Source organism: Flavobacterium gilvum, from assembly GCF_001761465.1.
Taxonomy (GTDB): Bacteria; Bacteroidota; Bacteroidia; order Flavobacteriales; family Flavobacteriaceae; genus Flavobacterium; species Flavobacterium gilvum.
Genome location: NZ_CP017479.1, coordinates 2,742,840 through 2,759,774, shown reverse-complemented (window position 1 = coordinate 2,759,774; position 16,935 = coordinate 2,742,840). Strand labels below are relative to the sequence as shown.

Annotated in this window: 11 protein-coding genes, 2 tRNA genes and 1 rRNA gene; 1 reads left to right on the top strand and 13 read right to left on the bottom strand. The window is 35.8% G+C overall.

Features of this window, described 5'->3' with window-relative positions; translation table 11 throughout:
* Positions 1-100: 100 nt before the first annotated feature.
* The 4 genes from EM308_RS11510 to EM308_RS11485 all read right to left on the bottom strand — a co-directional run bounded on the left by EM308_RS11510 (position 101) and on the right by EM308_RS11485 (position 3,774).
* Positions 101-174 (bottom strand) — tRNA-Ala (locus EM308_RS11510).
* A 138-nt stretch (positions 175-312) separates the two neighbouring features.
* Positions 313-386, bottom strand: a tRNA-Ile gene (locus EM308_RS11505).
* Positions 387-516: 130 nt separating this feature from the next.
* Positions 517-2,030: ribosomal RNA gene (locus EM308_RS11500) — 16S ribosomal RNA — on the bottom strand.
* A gap of 1,072 nt (positions 2,031-3,102) precedes the next feature.
* On the bottom strand, positions 3,103-3,774 hold the full coding sequence (locus tag EM308_RS11485; protein ID WP_035641186.1) for a DUF4294 domain-containing protein: 672 nt from the start codon (positions 3,772-3,774) through the stop codon (positions 3,103-3,105).
* A 90-nt stretch (positions 3,775-3,864) separates the two neighbouring features.
* On the opposite strand from EM308_RS11485, the gene EM308_RS11480 reads away from it, so the two are divergent.
* Entirely contained in the window at positions 3,865-4,953 is a 1,089-nt protein-coding gene (locus EM308_RS11480; RefSeq protein WP_035641189.1) for a M42 family metallopeptidase, read from the top strand.
* Positions 4,954-5,015: 62 nt separating this feature from the next.
* Here the strand turns inward: EM308_RS11480 and EM308_RS11475 are convergent, their stop codons facing one another.
* The 9 genes from EM308_RS11475 to EM308_RS11435 form a co-directional block, all read right to left on the bottom strand.
* Positions 5,016-5,549, bottom strand: a complete 534-nt coding sequence (locus tag EM308_RS11475) for a hypothetical protein (RefSeq protein WP_035641191.1) — start codon at positions 5,547-5,549, stop codon at positions 5,016-5,018.
* Positions 5,550-5,631: 82 nt separating this feature from the next.
* Complete coding sequence (locus EM308_RS11470) at positions 5,632-6,012, bottom strand: ankyrin repeat domain-containing protein (protein WP_035641193.1); 381 nt, start codon at positions 6,010-6,012, stop codon at positions 5,632-5,634.
* Between the two features lie 369 nt (positions 6,013-6,381).
* A complete protein-coding gene (gene acs, locus EM308_RS11465) occupies positions 6,382-8,292 on the bottom strand; it encodes an acetate--CoA ligase (RefSeq protein WP_035641196.1) in 1,911 nt (636 codons plus the stop codon).
* 407 nt (positions 8,293-8,699) lie between these two features.
* Complete coding sequence (gene ilvC / locus EM308_RS11460) at positions 8,700-10,175, bottom strand: ketol-acid reductoisomerase (RefSeq protein ID WP_035638707.1); 1,476 nt, start codon at positions 10,173-10,175, stop codon at positions 8,700-8,702.
* An 80-nt stretch (positions 10,176-10,255) separates the two neighbouring features.
* A complete protein-coding gene (ilvN, locus tag EM308_RS11455; protein WP_035638704.1) occupies positions 10,256-10,777 on the bottom strand; it encodes an acetolactate synthase small subunit in 522 nt (173 codons plus the stop codon).
* A 73-nt stretch (positions 10,778-10,850) separates the two neighbouring features.
* On the bottom strand, positions 10,851-12,545 hold the full coding sequence (ilvB, locus tag EM308_RS11450) for a biosynthetic-type acetolactate synthase large subunit (RefSeq protein ID WP_051877844.1): 1,695 nt from the start codon (positions 12,543-12,545) through the stop codon (positions 10,851-10,853).
* A gap of 88 nt (positions 12,546-12,633) precedes the next feature.
* Positions 12,634-14,307, bottom strand: a complete 1,674-nt coding sequence (ilvD, locus tag EM308_RS11445; RefSeq protein WP_035638700.1) for a dihydroxy-acid dehydratase — start codon at positions 14,305-14,307, stop codon at positions 12,634-12,636.
* Between the two features lie 279 nt (positions 14,308-14,586).
* Positions 14,587-15,702 (bottom strand): 3-isopropylmalate dehydrogenase, encoded by a 1,116-nt coding sequence (gene leuB / locus EM308_RS11440; protein ID WP_035638697.1) that lies wholly within the window; start codon positions 15,700-15,702, stop codon positions 14,587-14,589.
* Between the two features lie 31 nt (positions 15,703-15,733).
* Positions 15,734-16,897 carry a 2-isopropylmalate synthase gene (locus tag EM308_RS11435; RefSeq protein WP_051877843.1) on the bottom strand — a complete coding sequence of 388 codons (1,164 nt, stop codon included), beginning with the start codon at positions 16,895-16,897 and terminating at the stop codon, positions 15,734-15,736.
* Positions 16,898-16,935: the final 38 nt, after the last annotated feature.

The window sequence follows — 16,935 nt, the reverse complement described above, 5'->3', positions numbered from 1 at the left end:
TATCTCAATATGTCAATGAACTTTAATATGTATTAAGATTCTTGTATTAAGTATTAAGATTTTGTCTTAATTCTTGATACTATCATCTTGATACTATCTGTGGAGAATAACGGAGTCGAACCGTTGACCTCCTGCGTGCAAGGCAGGCGCTCTAGCCAGCTGAGCTAATCCCCCAATCTAATTATGAATTGTGAATTATGAATTATGAATGATTATTCACAACCTCTCAACTCTAGAATTTCCTTTTTTTAAGCTTTCTACAGTCTTTTTTAATTTATAACTTATAATTCATAACTTATAACTCTAAAAAAGTAGTCCCGGGCAGACTCGAACTGCCGACCCCTACATTATCAGTGTAGTACTCTAACCAGCTGAGCTACGAGACTCTGTTTTTTACTTATTTTTAATTCTTTTTTTTAAATTAACAGCAAGAGTAATATAATCTTCGGTCTTGAAACCAATTGTCTCTTCGTCTTCTCTCTTTAGCGTGCCTTGCAGCTAACACTAAAGCTCTAGAAAGGAGGTGTTCCAGCCGCACCTTCCGGTACGGCTACCTTGTTACGACTTAGCCCTAGTTACCAGTTTTACCCTAGGCAGCTCCTTGCGGTCACCGACTTCAGGCACCCCCAGCTTCCATGGCTTGACGGGCGGTGTGTACAAGGCCCGGGAACGTATTCACCGGATCATGGCTGATATCCGATTACTAGCGATTCCAGCTTCACGGAGTCGAGTTGCAGACTCCGATCCGAACTGTGACCGGTTTTATAGATTCGCTCCTCCTCACGAAGTGGCTGCTCTCTGTACCGGCCATTGTAGCACGTGTGTAGCCCAAGGCGTAAGGGCCGTGATGATTTGACGTCATCCCCACCTTCCTCACAGTTTGCACTGGCAGTCTCGTTAGAGTTCCCGACATGACTCGCTGGCAACTAACAACAGGGGTTGCGCTCGTTATAGGACTTAACCTGACACCTCACGGCACGAGCTGACGACAACCATGCAGCACCTTGTAAATTGTCTTGCGAAAGATCTGTTTCCAAATCGGTCAATCTACATTTAAGCCTTGGTAAGGTTCCTCGCGTATCATCGAATTAAACCACATGCTCCACCGCTTGTGCGGGCCCCCGTCAATTCCTTTGAGTTTCAGGCTTGCGCCCGTACTCCCCAGGTGGGATACTTATCACTTTCGCTTAGCCACTGAAATTGCTCCCAACAGCTAGTATCCATCGTTTACGGCGTGGACTACCAGGGTATCTAATCCTGTTCGCTACCCACGCTTTCGTCCATCAGCGTCAATCCACTGGTAGTAACCTGCCTTCGCAATTGGTATTCCATGTAATCTCTAAGCATTTCACCGCTACACTACATATTCTAGTTACTTCCCAGTAATTCAAGTTCAGCAGTATCAATGGCCGTTCCACCGTTGAGCGATGGGCTTTCACCACTGACTTACTAAACCGCCTACGGACCCTTTAAACCCAATGATTCCGGATAACGCTTGGATCCTCCGTATTACCGCGGCTGCTGGCACGGAGTTAGCCGATCCTTATTCTTACGATACCGTCAAGCTCCTTCACGAAGGAGTGTTTCTTCTCGTACAAAAGCAGTTTACAATCCATAGGACCGTCATCCTGCACGCGGCATGGCTGGTTCAGGCTTGCGCCCATTGACCAATATTCCTCACTGCTGCCTCCCGTAGGAGTCTGGTCCGTGTCTCAGTACCAGTGTGGGGGATCTCCCTCTCAGGACCCCTACCCATCGTCGCCATGGTAAGCCGTTACCTTACCATCTAGCTAATGGGACGCATGCTCATCTTTTACCGTTGGAACTTTAATATAAACTTCATGCGAAGTCCATATACCATGGGGTATTAATCCAAATTTCTCTGGGCTATCCCCCTGTAAAAGGTAGATTGCATACGCGTTACGCACCCGTGCGCCGGTCTCTAGTTCCGAAAAACTATACCCCTCGACTTGCATGTGTTAAGCCTGCCGCTAGCGTTCATCCTGAGCCAGGATCAAACTCTTCATCGTATATTGTTAAGCATTACTGCTTGTCTTATTTTCGACTCCGATTCTAGTGGTTATTCTCAAATCTTCCGATTCTATTACTCTTATTTTATTTGTCTCGTCTTTCGGACGAGACGGCTGTCAATTCAATATGTCTAGGAACGTGTTCTTCTTTTGTTTTGCCCGAGACGCGATAAATCGCCGTCTCTACCAAAGCGGGTGCAAAAGTAACAATTCTTTTTTAACCAACAAGAAAATTTTGAAGTTTTTTTTGAAAATTTTATTTCCGTGTACTTCTCACTTTTCTTATTCAGTTTTTCAAGGAACGTTACGCATTTTGCGGGGTGCAAAAATAAGCTCTGTTTTCGAATCTCACAAGCTTTTTTGAATTTTTTTTGAAAAAAAATTTTTCTTTCTAATTCTATCAGCATGTCAGGATTTCTATGAACGTCTGCGTTGTTGCGGGTGCAAAAGTAGTGCGTTTATTCGTTTTGACAATGACTTTTTTAATCTTTTTTATATTTATTTTTTAAGTGGTTGATATGTTGATATTTATAAATACAAATGTTACAAGACTGCGAACTTATCAGCGCCGATGTCCGTGGTTGGGATACTTTTAACCTCTAAACAGAGTCGTTTTTTCTCGCAAAGACGCAAAGGCGCAAAGGCAAAACCGATTTCTTGGAGATCAGGAGACGCAAAACAAGAAAACGGGAGACGTATAACAAGGAGACATATTGTTATATATCTCTACGGCAGAATCCCTTCTATTGTATCATTGGAGATACACGCAAAAACGGATTTCATTTTGGATAATTCCCTCCTATATATATTATGGTGTCGATTATCTGCCTTCCCTCTTATGAAAACCCATCCCCTAGCCCTGATGGGAATGGAAAGCCTCGAGGAAATAAACCTATTTTTCCTGGACCGACAGAGCGACCAACGTAAGCTCCTGACGGGACGATAGGAAAAATGGTTTATGACCGAGAGCTTGTAATGAACAGCAGGAAATAGCTCCTTATTATTTGTCGTATATTAAAAACAAAAAAAAGAGGTAACTACCTAAATATATTACCTCTTCTTTTTTGAAATCTTATTTACTACTTGCCTTATTTAGCCAAGATTCTTCCAACTTATCATAATCTACAGGATGTGCCGCTTCCTGTTTTCGCAACCTCCCTGACTCAAATCCCCTGACTAATATAGTCTCTATCAAAAAATCCTCGTTGACTTCATAAGGCTGATACTTTAATTTCAAGTCTATATCAAACAAACTAGCTGTGGTGTTGGACCAAAATGCTTTCCACCCGCTTTTTAGACTCTTTATTAATTCATATGTACTTGACCCTGTTTGCCTGTCAATTAATTTAACCAATATCTGACCTTGTTTTCTTGAGAGTTTTTTTAATCTTGCTTCAAATTCATTACTCAAATAATCTTCCACGATTTTAAAATATCTCTTTTTATCCTTGTTATTGGTAAATTTTGACATCCCTCTATTCAACGAAGTAAGCCTTTCGGAGGCAACTCTTGCATAAGGATATGTTGCATAAACTCTTTTTTGAAGCAATAAAAATTGTTTTTTATCTTCATCACTCATCTTGTGCCTATCTATTACTAATTCCGGCAACACAATCGTATCGCCAAATATGGTATCTGATTCTGTCAAAACATAACCCATCGGGGCATTGCTATCCTTAATGTCTTGAGCGTAACCCGACAGCGATAATAAAAAGAAAAAAGCTATGATTTTATAAAGCTTCATAAAGAAATATTTTTAGCACAAAAATATACATTAAATACAGAACTGTGAATACAAATTTCTAATTTAGCGAAAAAATTATAATAATAAATTATGAGTACTGAATCTATACTAAAAGCATCGTCTATAACATTTTTGGAAAACTATTTGAATAATGCTTCACCTACCGGATTTGAAAGTGAAGGACAAAAAATATGGATGGAATACCTAAAACCATACGTTGACACCTTTATTACAGATACTTACGGAACAGCAGTTGGCGTTATAAATCCTGAATCTCCATACAAAGTAGTTATAGAAGGACATGCTGATGAAATTTCGTGGTATGTGAACTACATAACTGATGACGGAATGATTTATGTTATACGCAATGGGGGTTCTGACCACCAAATTGCACCATCGAAACGCGTTAACATTCATACCAAAAAAGGAATTATAAAAGGTGTTTTTGGGTGGCCAGCCATTCATACAAGAAACAGGGATAAAGAAGAAAATCCAAAAATCAGCAATATTTTTATCGATTTGGGTTGTGAAACCAAAGAAGAAGTTGAAAGATTAGGAGTTCATGTTGGTTGCGTGGTTACTTATCCTGATGAATTTATGATTATGAACGAAAATAAATTCATATGTCGCGCCATTGATAATCGTATGGGAGGATTTATGATTGCAGAAGTTGCCCGTTTGTTGCATGAAAACAATATAAAACTACCTTTTGGGTTATATATCACCAACGCGGTTCAGGAAGAAGTAGGTTTGCGCGGTGCTGAGATGATTACCCAAACCATCAAGCCGAATGTTGCTATCATTACAGACGTATGTCATGATTCTACCACCCCAATGATTGATAAGAAAATAGAAGGTGATACTAAAATTGGCAAAGGCCCTGTGATAACTTATGCTCCCGCGGTTCAAAACAATTTAAGAGAATTAATTCTTGATACGGCTGCAGAAAAAAATATTCCGTTCCAACGCCTGGCTTCTTCAAGAGTTACAGGAACAGATACCGATGCTTTTGCTTACAGCAATGGTGGTGTTGCTTCTGCATTGATTTCTTTACCGCTTCGATACATGCACACAACAGTTGAAATGGTTCATCGTGAAGATGTGGAAAATGTTATTAAATTGATTTATGAAACATTATTGAAGATTGAAAATAACGAAACTTTTTCTTATTTTAAATAATAAAAAAAAGCACCATTATGAGGACTATAATGGTGCTTTTTTTATACTACAGGAAATCCTTTTTAATCCATTCCGACAAATCGTTTTGGTAGCTCTTTAAACACAGAGTTGTTATTGATTTTTTTAAAATCCAATGGTCTTAGGTCGTTATTTTCCTTACTCTCGATAATCATTTCAAGCTCACATATTTCATCCTCCGGAGTTCTTTCATTAAACAAAGGATAAGTCTCATTTGAAACAGTGTTCTCGATAATCAAATCCGATTGTGCAATTATTTCCTTCATAGATTCTTCAAAAGCTATAAATTCAAAATCATCAGAAACTGAATTTTCAGTTATCTTATCGCCTTCAATGATAATTTCTTTGACTGTTTTACTTTTATAAGGGATAATTATTTCAGGATTAACCACATCTGTATCCTCATTTAAAGAAATATTTTCTACAATAACTTCTTCAGTTGGAAATTTTCCACCATTAGCGTCCGCAAAAAGATCATTTTGAAATGGACTTTTTGACTCACCAGCAAAACTTTTTGCATTACAAACATTAGCAAAAGACACTAATGCAATTCCTAAAATTAAAAATGAATTTTTCATGATTATTTTGTTTTGATTGATTGTTTTTAACTGAATTTTCTTTTTATCTAAGACAACCTTTCTGTCTCTTTAAAATTACATCTTAACTATTTTTCAAAAGCCCAATGGCTTCTTTTGCATTGGATAATTGAGCATATTTCAAAGCTGTAAATCCATGTTCGTCTTTTTCATTTAAGCGAGCTCCCTTTGACAGCAAGAATTTAATTATTTCCGTTTTATTATAACGGGCTGCAATCATTAATGGACTTAAACCTTCGGAAGTTTCGTTTACATCCACACCATATTCAACAAATTTCTTTACTGTTTCCAAATCGCCTTTTCTAATAGCAACATTCAAAGGTGTTACTGTTTGACTAAAGACTATTCTGTTTTTTATATCAGAAACTGGTCTTTCTTTTGAAGCAAATGAAACATTTGCAAAAGCTATTAAAGCTACTCCTAAATAAACAACTGATTTTTTCATAATGATTTGTTTTTTGATTAATGATTGATTTTAAACTTATTAAAAACTGATTTTTCTAATAATATCTTATACAAATTTATATCTTTTAAAAGGTATTATGTATCACATAGTACTATTTTTTAACTACATTTTAACTTTTGACTCGCATTTATTGGCAAAAATGTATTTTGATTTTTTAACAAGGCGATTATAAACTATATTTCAATAACAACCTGATAATCAATAGACTTGATTTTATGGATAATGTTACTTTATTTAGTAAAAAATTAACACAGCGACTACAACAACTGTCGAATTTGCTTTTACAGCAAAAAAAAACTGCTCCAAAATTTGAAGCAGTTTATTATGTAATTTAAATTTTAAAGAAGCTTATTCGACTTTACCTTTTATAATTTCTTCTACAATTTCAGGATTAAGTAATGTAGTAATATCACCAAAATTCGAATAATCACCTTCAGCAATTTTACGCAAAATTCGACGCATGATTTTTCCAGATCTTGTTTTTGGTAATCCTGTCACGTATTGAATTTTGTCCAATTTTGCAATTGGCCCAATGTGATCAGCAATCTGTTGATTTATCTCTTTGGTCAAATTATCTCTATCTCTGTACTCACCAGATTCTTTAAGTATAACATATCCGTACAATGCATTTCCTTTAATATCATGAGGGAAACCTACAATTGCTGATTCTGCAACAGCAGGGTGCTCATTTATAGCATCCTCAATCGGAGCAGTTCCTAAATTATGTCCAGAAACAATAACTACGTCATCAACACGTCCCGTAATTCTATAATACCCTACTTCGTCACGCAAAGCTCCGTCACCTGTAAAATATTTACCTGGAAAAGTTGAAAAATATGTGTCTTTATATCTTTGATGATCTCCCCAAATAGTACGAGCAATACCTGGCCAAGGGAATTTTATACAAAGACTTCCAACTACCTGATTTCCTTCAATTTCATTACGCTTATCATCCATCAAAACAGGTTGGATTCCCGGCAATGGCAATGTAGCATATGTTGGTTTTGTAGGTGTAATAAATGATAATGGTGCAATCATAATACCACCTGTTTCTGTTTGCCACCAAGTATCTACAACCGGACAGCGCTTCCCTCCTACGTGGTCATTGTACCAGTGCCAAGCTTCTTCATTAATAGGCTCTCCTACTGAACCAATTACTTTCAATGATTTTAGTGGAAATCTTTGAACATAAGACAAATTCTCTTTTGCTAAAGCTCGGATTGCAGTCGGAGCGGTATAAAATTGAGTTACTTTATGTTTTTCGATTGTTTCCCAAAAACGACTGAAATCAGGATAAGAAGGAATTCCTTCGTAAATTACAGTTGTAGCTCCATTTAACAACGGACCATACAAAATATAAGAATGACCAGTTATCCAACCGATATCGGCAGTACACCAAAAAATATCATTCTCTTCGTAATTGAAAACATTTTTGAAAGTATAAGCTGTATAAACCATATAACCGGCAGTGGTATGAACCATTCCTTTTGGTTTTCCTGTAGAACCAGAAGTATATAATATAAACAATGGATCTTCGGCATCCATAATTTCGGCAACACTATTGTTTACAGCGTTATCAAGAAGTGGTTGCAACCATTGATCACGACCAGGTTTCATCTTGATGTCTGCATTTGTTCTTTTTGCTACCAAAACAGTTTCTACTGACGGACAGGTTTCTAAAGCATCATCAATTATTCCTTTCAAATCAATAACTTTATTCCCTCTATATCCTCCGTCAGAAGTAATAACCATTTTACATTCACAATCATTTATTCTTGAAGCAACTGCAGAAGCAGAAAAACCAGCAAAAACAACGGAATGTATTGCACCAATTCTAGCACAAGCCAAAACAGCTACAGCTAATTCAGGAATCATTGGCAAATAAATACAAACACGGTCTCCCTTATTTATGCCTTGCTCTTTTAAAACATTGGCCATTTTGGAAACGCGTTCATATAATTCGTTATAACTTATGTGTAAAGCTTCTTCTGAAGGGTCGTTTGGTTCAAAAATGATAGCTGTTTTATCACCTTTTTTTGCCAAATGTCTATCAATACAGTTTTTTGTAATATTAACTTTTGCATCAACAAACCATTTAACTTCGGCATCTGCCATATTAAAATCCACAACTTTGTCCCAGTATTGATACCAAGTAAAATTTTCTTCGGCGATTTTACCCCAAAATTTTCGAGGTTCACGTATTGATTTATTATAATGTTTAAAGTATTGTTCTAAACTATCAATCTTAAAATAACTCATGTTTCTTAATTTTTTTATAAAAGTATTAAATCTGTTCGGTTTTCAAAACTATTAATTTATAAAATGCTATAAAAAAACAATAAAAAATAGTGCTTCTTCCAAAATCTTATGGGCTTTTCACAACGTTTTAGAATAAACTACTTATTTAAAACAAAAAAAAGAACATATTAGAAAACTAAAATGTTCTTTAATTAACAATTACTATTCTTTTTAAACCAAATGAATTTCAATATTAAATAATTTGGGATTACTTCACTTAACTTACAACACTACCGAAGTTAAGTGAAAGTAATAATGCAAAATATCATTATTTGTCTAATAAGTGCTTACTAATTCAAAATATTTAAACATAAACTGATACTATGCAAATCCCAGCACACTTTCATATGAAAATGCTTATTATATTTTTATCCAACAATTTTTTTCATTGCTGTCATCGATTCTCTCAACCAGGCTCCAACTTCTTCAACTGGGTGGTTTCTAATGATTGAATTAACTTCTATTAATTCTTTGTTATCAACTCCGTTATTTCCGTTATTGAATGGACGACCTACTAAGTTACTTGGTGCATTTTTTACGTAATCAGCGATTAATGGCTTACAAGCATGATCAAATAAATAACATCCGTACTCGGCAGTATCAGAAATTACACGGTTCATTTCGAATAATTTTTTTCTTGCAATTGTATTAGCAATAAGCGGAGTTTCGTGTAATGATTCGTAATAAGCAGATTCTTCAATAATTCCTGAATCAGTCATTGCTTCAAAAGCCAATTCTACACCAGCTCTTACCATTGCAACCATTAATACTCCATTGTCAAAATACTCTTGTTCAGAAATTTCAACATTACCTGCTGGAGTTTTTTCAAAATTAGTTTCTCCTGTTGCAGCTCTCCAAGACAACAAATTAACATCATCATTTGCCCAATCTTCCATCATTGTTTTAGAAAAGTGACCAGAAATAATATCATCCATGTGTTTTCTGAATAACGGACGCATAATGTCTTTTAATTCTTCAGAAGCATTAAATGCAGCTATTTTAGCTGGATTAGATAATCTATCCATCATGTTTGTGATACCACCATATTTCAATGCTTCTGTGATAGTTTCCCATCCGTATTGAATTAATTTAGATGCATATCCTGGTTCTACACCTTCGGCAACCATTTTGTCAAAACACAAGATAGAACCTGTTTGCAACAATCCACACAAGATTGTTTGCTCACCCATTAAATCTGATTTTACTTCGGCAACAAAAGAAGATCTCAAAACTCCCGCTCTGTGACCTCCAGTAGCAGCAGCATAAGCTTTTGCTTGATCCAATCCTACTCCATTAGGATCGTTTTCTGGGTGAACAGCGATAAGAGTTGGAACTCCAAAACCTCTTTTATATTCTTCACGCACTTCAGATCCTGGACACTTAGGTGCACACATAATAACAGTAATGTCTTTACGGATTTGCATTCCTTCTTCAACAATATTGAAACCGTGTGAATATGCCAATGTAGCTCCTTGTTTCATCAAAGGCATAATTGCAGTAACCACAGCAGTGTGTTGTTTATCTGGTGTAAGGTTACAAACTAAATCAGCTGTTGGGATTAGTTCTTCATAAGTTCCCACTTTGAAACCATTATCATTAGCATTTTTAAAAGAAGCTCTTTTTTCTGCAATAGCTTCAGCACGAAGTGCATAAGAAATATCCAAACCTGAATCTCTCATGTTCAAACCTTGGTTCAAACCTTGGGCTCCACAACCTACAATGACTACTTTTTTTCCTGCTAATGCATCTATTCCATTTGCAAATTCTGATTGATCCATGAATTCGCAAACTCCTAATTGTTCTAATTGTAATCTAAGTGGTAATGAATTGAAATAATTTGCCATTTTTTTAATATTTAATGAATGTAAAATTTATAATTGAATTGTAATCTGCTTTATTTTTGCAATGCTTTTGCAGATTGTATTTATTTAAATGCTTCTAATATTGCTGAAATTTCCATTTTTTGTTTTGAAATCGAAATTCTTCCTGAACGCGCAAACTGCATGATTCCAAAAGGTTTCAATTTCTCATATAAATCTTCAATTTCAGATCTTTTTCCAGATTTTGAAATCACAAAAAATTCTCTTGATACAGTAACAATCTCCGATTTACTGTCTTTTATAATATTTTGAATTTGTCTTTCATCAAAAAGTAAATTAGAAGCTATTTTGAAAATTGCACTTTCCAAAAAAATTGTCTCTTCATCTACATGATAAAAAGCCTTGATAACCTCAATTTGTTTTTCGATCTGACCAACAATATTCTGTACCCATTTTTCGGTTGTATTTACAACAATAATAAACCTTGAAACAGCTTCTATTTCAGATTCGGATACATTTAGACTCAATATATTAATGTGGCGCTTCAAGAATATACCAGATATCCTGTTGAGTAAGCCAACGTTGTTTTCTGAATAAACAGAAATAGTGAATGTTTTATTTTCCATTTTTTTAGTTTTTTTTGTTTCAAGTGCAAGGTTTCATATATCTGAAACTTAAGCCTTGAAACGAGAAACTTTTTTAACTTAATCGCATTTCCGAAACCGATGCTCCTGTCGGAATCATTGGGAATACGTTATTTTCTTTTTCAATCATAACTTCCAAGAAATAAGAATCTTTTGAAGCCAACATCTCGGCAACAGCACCTTCTAGTTCTTCTCTTTTGGTTACTTTTTTAGCTTGAATGTGATACCCCTCAGCAATTGCTATAAAGTTTGGGTTCGTCATTATAGTTGAAGCGTATCTGCTATCAAAGAATAATTCTTGCCATTGGCGTACCATTCCTAAAAATTCATTATTCAAAACGACTATTTTCACAGGAACTTTGGTTTGAAAAATAGTTCCTAATTCCTGAATATTCATTTGGAAACCACCATCACCAATAATTGCTACAACCTCACGATCTGGTTTTCCCATTTTGGCACCTATCGCAGCCGGCAAAGCAAATCCCATTGTTCCTAAACCTCCAGAAGTAACGTTACTTTTCGTTGAATTAAATTTAGCATAACGACAAGCAAACATTTGGTGTTGTCCTACATCCGAAACAATTATTGCATCTCCGTTAGAATATTTATTAATCATTTCAATAGTTTCACCCATTGAAATTCCATTTTTTGCAGGGTTTAATTCCTCTTTAATTACCGCGTCAAATTCAATTTTGTATTTTTCTTTGAATTCATTGTGCCAAGCATCATGTTTTTTGCTTTCGATAAGCGGAAGCAAAGCCGTCAATGATTCCTTAACATCTGCCCAAACAGCAACTTCTGTTTTTACATTTTTGTCAATTTCGGCATGATCAATTTCAAAATGAATTACTTTGGCTTGTTTGGCATAAGTAGCCAAATTTCCTGTAACACGATCATCAAAACGCATTCCCAGCGCAATTAACACATCACACTCGTTGGTCAACAAATTAGGTCCATAATTTCCGTGCATCCCAACCATTCCTACGTTCAAAGGATGATCTGTTGGCAATGCCGAAAGACCTAGAATTGTCCAAGCGGCAGGAATTCCTGATTTTTCAACAAAAGCTTTTAGTTCTGCTTCAGCCTGACCAAGAATAATTCCCTGACCAAAAACTATATAAGGTTTTTTGGCCTGATTGATTAAAGCTGCAGCTTCCTTAACTTTCTCTAAATTTAAAGTTGGTTTAGGAGTATAACTTCTAATGCTGTTACATTTTTTGTAACTAAAATCCATTAAGTCAAATTGTGCATTTTTCGTGATATCTATTAATACCGGTCCCGGTCTTCCAGATTTAGCAATGAAAAAAGCTTTTGCAATTACTTCCGGAATTTGAGACGCTTCGGTAATTTGAAAATTCCACTTAGTGATAGGAGTAGAAATTCCGATAATATCTGTTTCTTGAAATGCATCCGATCCCAACAAATGTCTTCCAACTTGCCCTGTAATACATACAATAGGAGTTGAATCAATTTGAGCATCGGCAATACCTGTAACCAAATTTGTTGCTCCGGGTCCAGAAGTTGCTATCGCAACACCTACTTTTCCTGTGGCTCTTGCAAAACCTTGGGCTGCATGTATTGCACCTTGTTCATGACGTACCAGAACATGATGTAATTCATCTTGAAATTTATACAATTCGTCATAAACAGGCATTATCGCCCCGCCAGGATAACCATAAACTAGGTCAACTCCTTCAGCCAATAAACATCTTATAACGGCTTCTGCTCCTGAAATTCTGTTATTTTCCATTTTATTTTTTTTTAGCATTTAGCAAATATTTATTTTGCTTTAGCTTTTTTTGTCTATTTAGTTCTTCCCTTTTGAGGTAGTATTAAGATTATTTATCGGTAACGCAACCTGTTGAAGCGCTTGAAACCGATTTTGCATATTTAAGCAAAACTCCTTTTGTAACTTTTAAAGGAGGCTGAACCCAACTCGCTTTTCGAGTCGCAAATTCCTCGTCGGATATTTTCAGGTTTATAGTATTTTTTACAGCATCGATAGCAATTAAATCACCATCTTTTACTAATGCAATACCACCACCATCATAAGCTTCAGGTGTAATGTGTCCAACCACAAATCCATGTGAACCACCAGAGAATCGACCATCAGTTATAAGAGCACAGCTACTTCCTAATCCTGCACCAATAATGGCAGAGGTAGGTTTTAACATTTCTGGCATTCCCGGGCCACCTTTTGGTCCACAATACCTGATGACGACTACATCTCCAGGTTTTACTTTTCCCGCCTGAACCCCAGGAATCACATCAAATTCACCTTCAAAAACCACAGCCGGTCCCTCAAAATATTCTCCTTCTTTACCGCTGATTTTTGCAACACAACCTTCGGAGGCAAGATTCCCATAAAGAATCTGAATATTCCCTGTTGGTTTCAACGCTTTTTGAATGTCATGAACTACTTGTTGTCCATCTTGCAAATCAGGAATTGAAGCCAAATTTTCAGCAACCGTTTTTCCGGTTACTGTCAAACAGTCTCCATGAATAAATCCTTCTTTCAATAGATATTTCATTACGGCAGGAACACCTCCAACAGCATGAATATCTTCCATCATATATTTACCGCTCGGTTTCAAATCTGCAAGAACTGGAGTTTTATCACTGATTCTTTGAAAATCGTCAATTGTGATTTCAACATCTACAGAATGTGCCATTGCGATTAAGTGCATAACTGCATTTGTAGAACCACCAAGAACAGCCACAAGAGTAATTGCATTTTCAAAAGCCTTACGAGTCATTATATCTCTAGGCTTTATATCTTTTTCCAATAATACTCTAATTGCTTTACCAGCGTTTAAACATTCATCTCTTTTTTCCTGACTTAATGCAGGATTTGAAGAACTGTATGGCAAACTCATTCCTAATGCTTCAATCGCAGAAGACATAGTGTTGGCAGTGTACATTCCCCCACAGGCACCAGGTCCCGGGCAAGAATTCTGAATTACACCTTTATAATCCTCATCACTTATTTCATTTTTGAACTTTTTACCTAAAGCTTCAAATGCAGAAACAATATTTAATGATTCTCCTTTCCATTTTCCGGAGTGAATTGAGCCACCGTAAACCATAAGAGCAGGACGATTTAATCTTCCCATTGCAATTAAAGCGCCAGGCATATTTTTGTCACAACCCGGAATTGCAATTAAACTGTCGTACCATTGTGCACCTACAACTGTTTCTATAGAATCAGCAATTACATCACGAGAAACCAACGAATAACGCATTCCTTCGGTTCCATTTGAAATTCCATCACTTACTCCAATAGTATTAAAAATAAGTCCGACTAAATCCGCATCCCAAACACCTTTTTTTACATCTTTGGCCAAATCATTTAAGTGCATGTTACAAGTATTACCTTCGTAACCCATACTCACTATTCCGACTTGTGCTTTTTTTAGATCATCCTCCGTTAAACCTATTCCGTACAACATTGCTTGTGCGGCTGGCTGAGTAACATCTTGCGTAATCGTCTTACTGTATTTGTTCAACTCCATTGTATTTTACAATTTGTCTGTTTTAACTTTTATCTATAAAAAAACCTCCCAAAATTATGGGAGGCTTTAAATATTTTTCTAATTATATTTATACCAATCCCTTCTCATATGTGATAACCACAATGACACTTAAAACTAAAAGGACGTTGGTAATGTGTTTCATTTTCTTTATTTTTTTAACACTGCAAAAGTATAAAAAACAAACCCAATAAAAAAATATTTTACCAACAATCTAAGAGTTTTTAGTGAAATAATGCAACGTTTTATGATTTTTACTAACTAAACGATAGTCGATTGCCCAATTTGAACATTATCGTTTTTAAAATATAAATCATCTTTACTCAATATAACATTCGAAATAAAATCCCCCACATCATTTGTACCAAATCTCGAATCTGGATTTAAATCCAATGTAACCACTTTATATTCAATCGCTTTTTCAACAGCTTCATACACCTTTCTAGCTTCTTTTTCCAATCCAAAATGCTGTAACAACATTGCTGCAGACAAAATAGAAGCAATGGGATTTGCTATATTTTTCCCTTTTGCCTGTGGATAAGAACCATGAATAGGTTCAAAAAGAGCCTTAGTATCACCTACCGAAGCCGAAGGCAATAAACCAATTGACCCCATAATCGCGCAAGCTTCATCTGAAAGTATATCTCCAAATAAATTTTCAGTCAAAATTACGTCGTACTGCTTAGGATCAGTGATTATCTGCATGGCAACATTATCAATATATTGACATTCCAATTTCACATCTGGATATTGAAGCGCAATTTTCTTAACTAATTTTCGCCACAATCTGGAAGTTTCAAGAACATTTGCTTTATCTACCAATGTTACTTTTTTCCTTCTTTTTTGAGCTTCTTTAAATGCTAAATGTGTAATTCTGGTAATTTCATTTTCGGAGTATTCGCAAATATCTGAAGCAAATGTACCCTCTTCGTTCAAAACCTTTTCTCCGTAATAGGATCCACCTGTAAGTTCTCTGAAAACAACAAAATCAACATTTTCAATAACCTCTTTTTTGATTGGAGATGCATCTAGCAAATTCTTAAACGGTTTTATTGGTCTAATGTTTGCATAAAGCCCTAATTCTTTTCTTAGCTTTAATAATCCTTGTTCTGGTCGAACTTTTGATTCAGGATTGTTATCAAATTTAGGATTACCAATAGCTCCAAACAAAACAGCATCGGTATTAAGACAAAGATTCAATGTTTGTTCTGGCAAAGGATTTCTCGTTTTTTCGATAGCTACTGCACCAATCAAAGCGTCTTCAAAAATAAACTCATGATCATAGGCAACGCTAATGGCATACAAAGCTTTTTTAGCCTGTAAAATAACCTCAGGTCCTACTCCATCTCCCGAAAGCACTGCTATTTTTAAGTTCATTTTATTTATTTTTTAAGTTATTACCAATAAATTAGCTAACACTTATTTTGGACGCTTCAACAATCTGATGAATATCCTCGTCCAAAACTTCTTTTTTGATATCTGCGAATTTCAAAAATTCTACATAAACGATATCCAATTGCGTTTTGGTAAGTTCGTAACCCACTTTTTTTGCTCTGTAAGCCAAAGCCGCTCTTCCGCTTCTTGCTGTCAAAATAATAGAAGACTCATTGACACCAACATCCAAAGGATCCATGATTTCATAAGTAGCTCTATTTTTAATCACACCATCTTGATGAATTCCTGAACTATGTGCAAAAGCATTTGCCCCAACAATAGCTTTATTTGGCTGTACCATCATTCCCATACTTTCAGAAACCAATCGACTCATTTCGTTCAATTGTTTACTGTCAATGTCAGTATACAAATTAAGATATGGATGTTGTTTAAAAATCATAACCACTTCTTCAAGCGCTGTATTTCCTGCTCTTTCCCCTATGCCATTAATAGTACATTCTATCTGACGAGCACCATTTATAGCTCCAGAAATTGAATTGGCAGTAGCCATACCCAAATCATTATGACAATGACAGGAAAGAATAACATTTTCAATTCCTTTTACATTTTCTCTAAGGTATTTTATTTTTGCACCATACTCTTCCGGCAAACAATAACCGGTAGTATCAGGTATATTAAGAACTGTCGCTCCAGATTTGATTACTTCTTCACAAACTTTAGCCAGGAATGCATTCTCGGTTCTACCAGCATCTTCAGCATAAAATTCTACATCTTCTACATAGGTTTTAGCATGAGCAACAGCGTGTTTCGCACGTGCAATAACATCTTCGGGGGTGGTTTGCAATTTGTGATAAATATGTGAGTCGGAAGTTCCGATACCTGTATGTATTCTGGGTCTTACCGCATTTTTCAAAGCGGCTGCTGCGACATCAATATCATTTTCTACAGCTCTTGTAAGCCCGCATACAGTTGCATTTTTAACAATTTTACATATTTCGGAAACAGATAAAAAATCACCAGGGCTAGAAACAGGGAAACCAGCTTCGATGATATCAACTCCCATTTCATCTAGTCGATTGGCTATCACGAGTTTTTGCTTGGTGTCTAATTTACATCCTGGGACTTGTTCTCCGTCTCTTAAAGTGGTGTCAAAAATTTGGACTTTGTCTCTATTCATTTTAATTTATTTAATGTAATTTCACATCTTAAAACAAA

Coding starts and splice junctions, on each gene's coding strand:
- EM308_RS11485 (WP_035641186.1), bottom strand. CDS start 3,774: ATGAAGCTTTATAAAATCATAGCTTTTTTCTTTTTATTATCGCTGTCG.
- EM308_RS11480 (WP_035641189.1), top strand. CDS start 3,865: ATGAGTACTGAATCTATACTAAAAGCATCGTCTATAACATTTTTGGAA.
- EM308_RS11475 (WP_035641191.1), bottom strand. CDS start 5,549: ATGAAAAATTCATTTTTAATTTTAGGAATTGCATTAGTGTCTTTTGCT.
- EM308_RS11470 (WP_035641193.1), bottom strand. CDS start 6,012: ATGAAAAAATCAGTTGTTTATTTAGGAGTAGCTTTAATAGCTTTTGCA.
- acs (WP_035641196.1), bottom strand. CDS start 8,292: ATGAGTTATTTTAAGATTGATAGTTTAGAACAATACTTTAAACATTAT.
- ilvC (WP_035638707.1), bottom strand. CDS start 10,175: ATGGCAAATTATTTCAATTCATTACCACTTAGATTACAATTAGAACAA.
- ilvN (WP_035638704.1), bottom strand. CDS start 10,777: ATGGAAAATAAAACATTCACTATTTCTGTTTATTCAGAAAACAACGTT.
- ilvB (WP_051877844.1), bottom strand. CDS start 12,545: ATGGAAAATAACAGAATTTCAGGAGCAGAAGCCGTTATAAGATGTTTA.
- ilvD (WP_035638700.1), bottom strand. CDS start 14,307: ATGGAGTTGAACAAATACAGTAAGACGATTACGCAAGATGTTACTCAG.
- leuB (WP_035638697.1), bottom strand. CDS start 15,702: ATGAACTTAAAAATAGCAGTGCTTTCGGGAGATGGAGTAGGACCTGAG.
- EM308_RS11435 (WP_051877843.1), bottom strand. CDS start 16,897: ATGAATAGAGACAAAGTCCAAATTTTTGACACCACTTTAAGAGACGGA.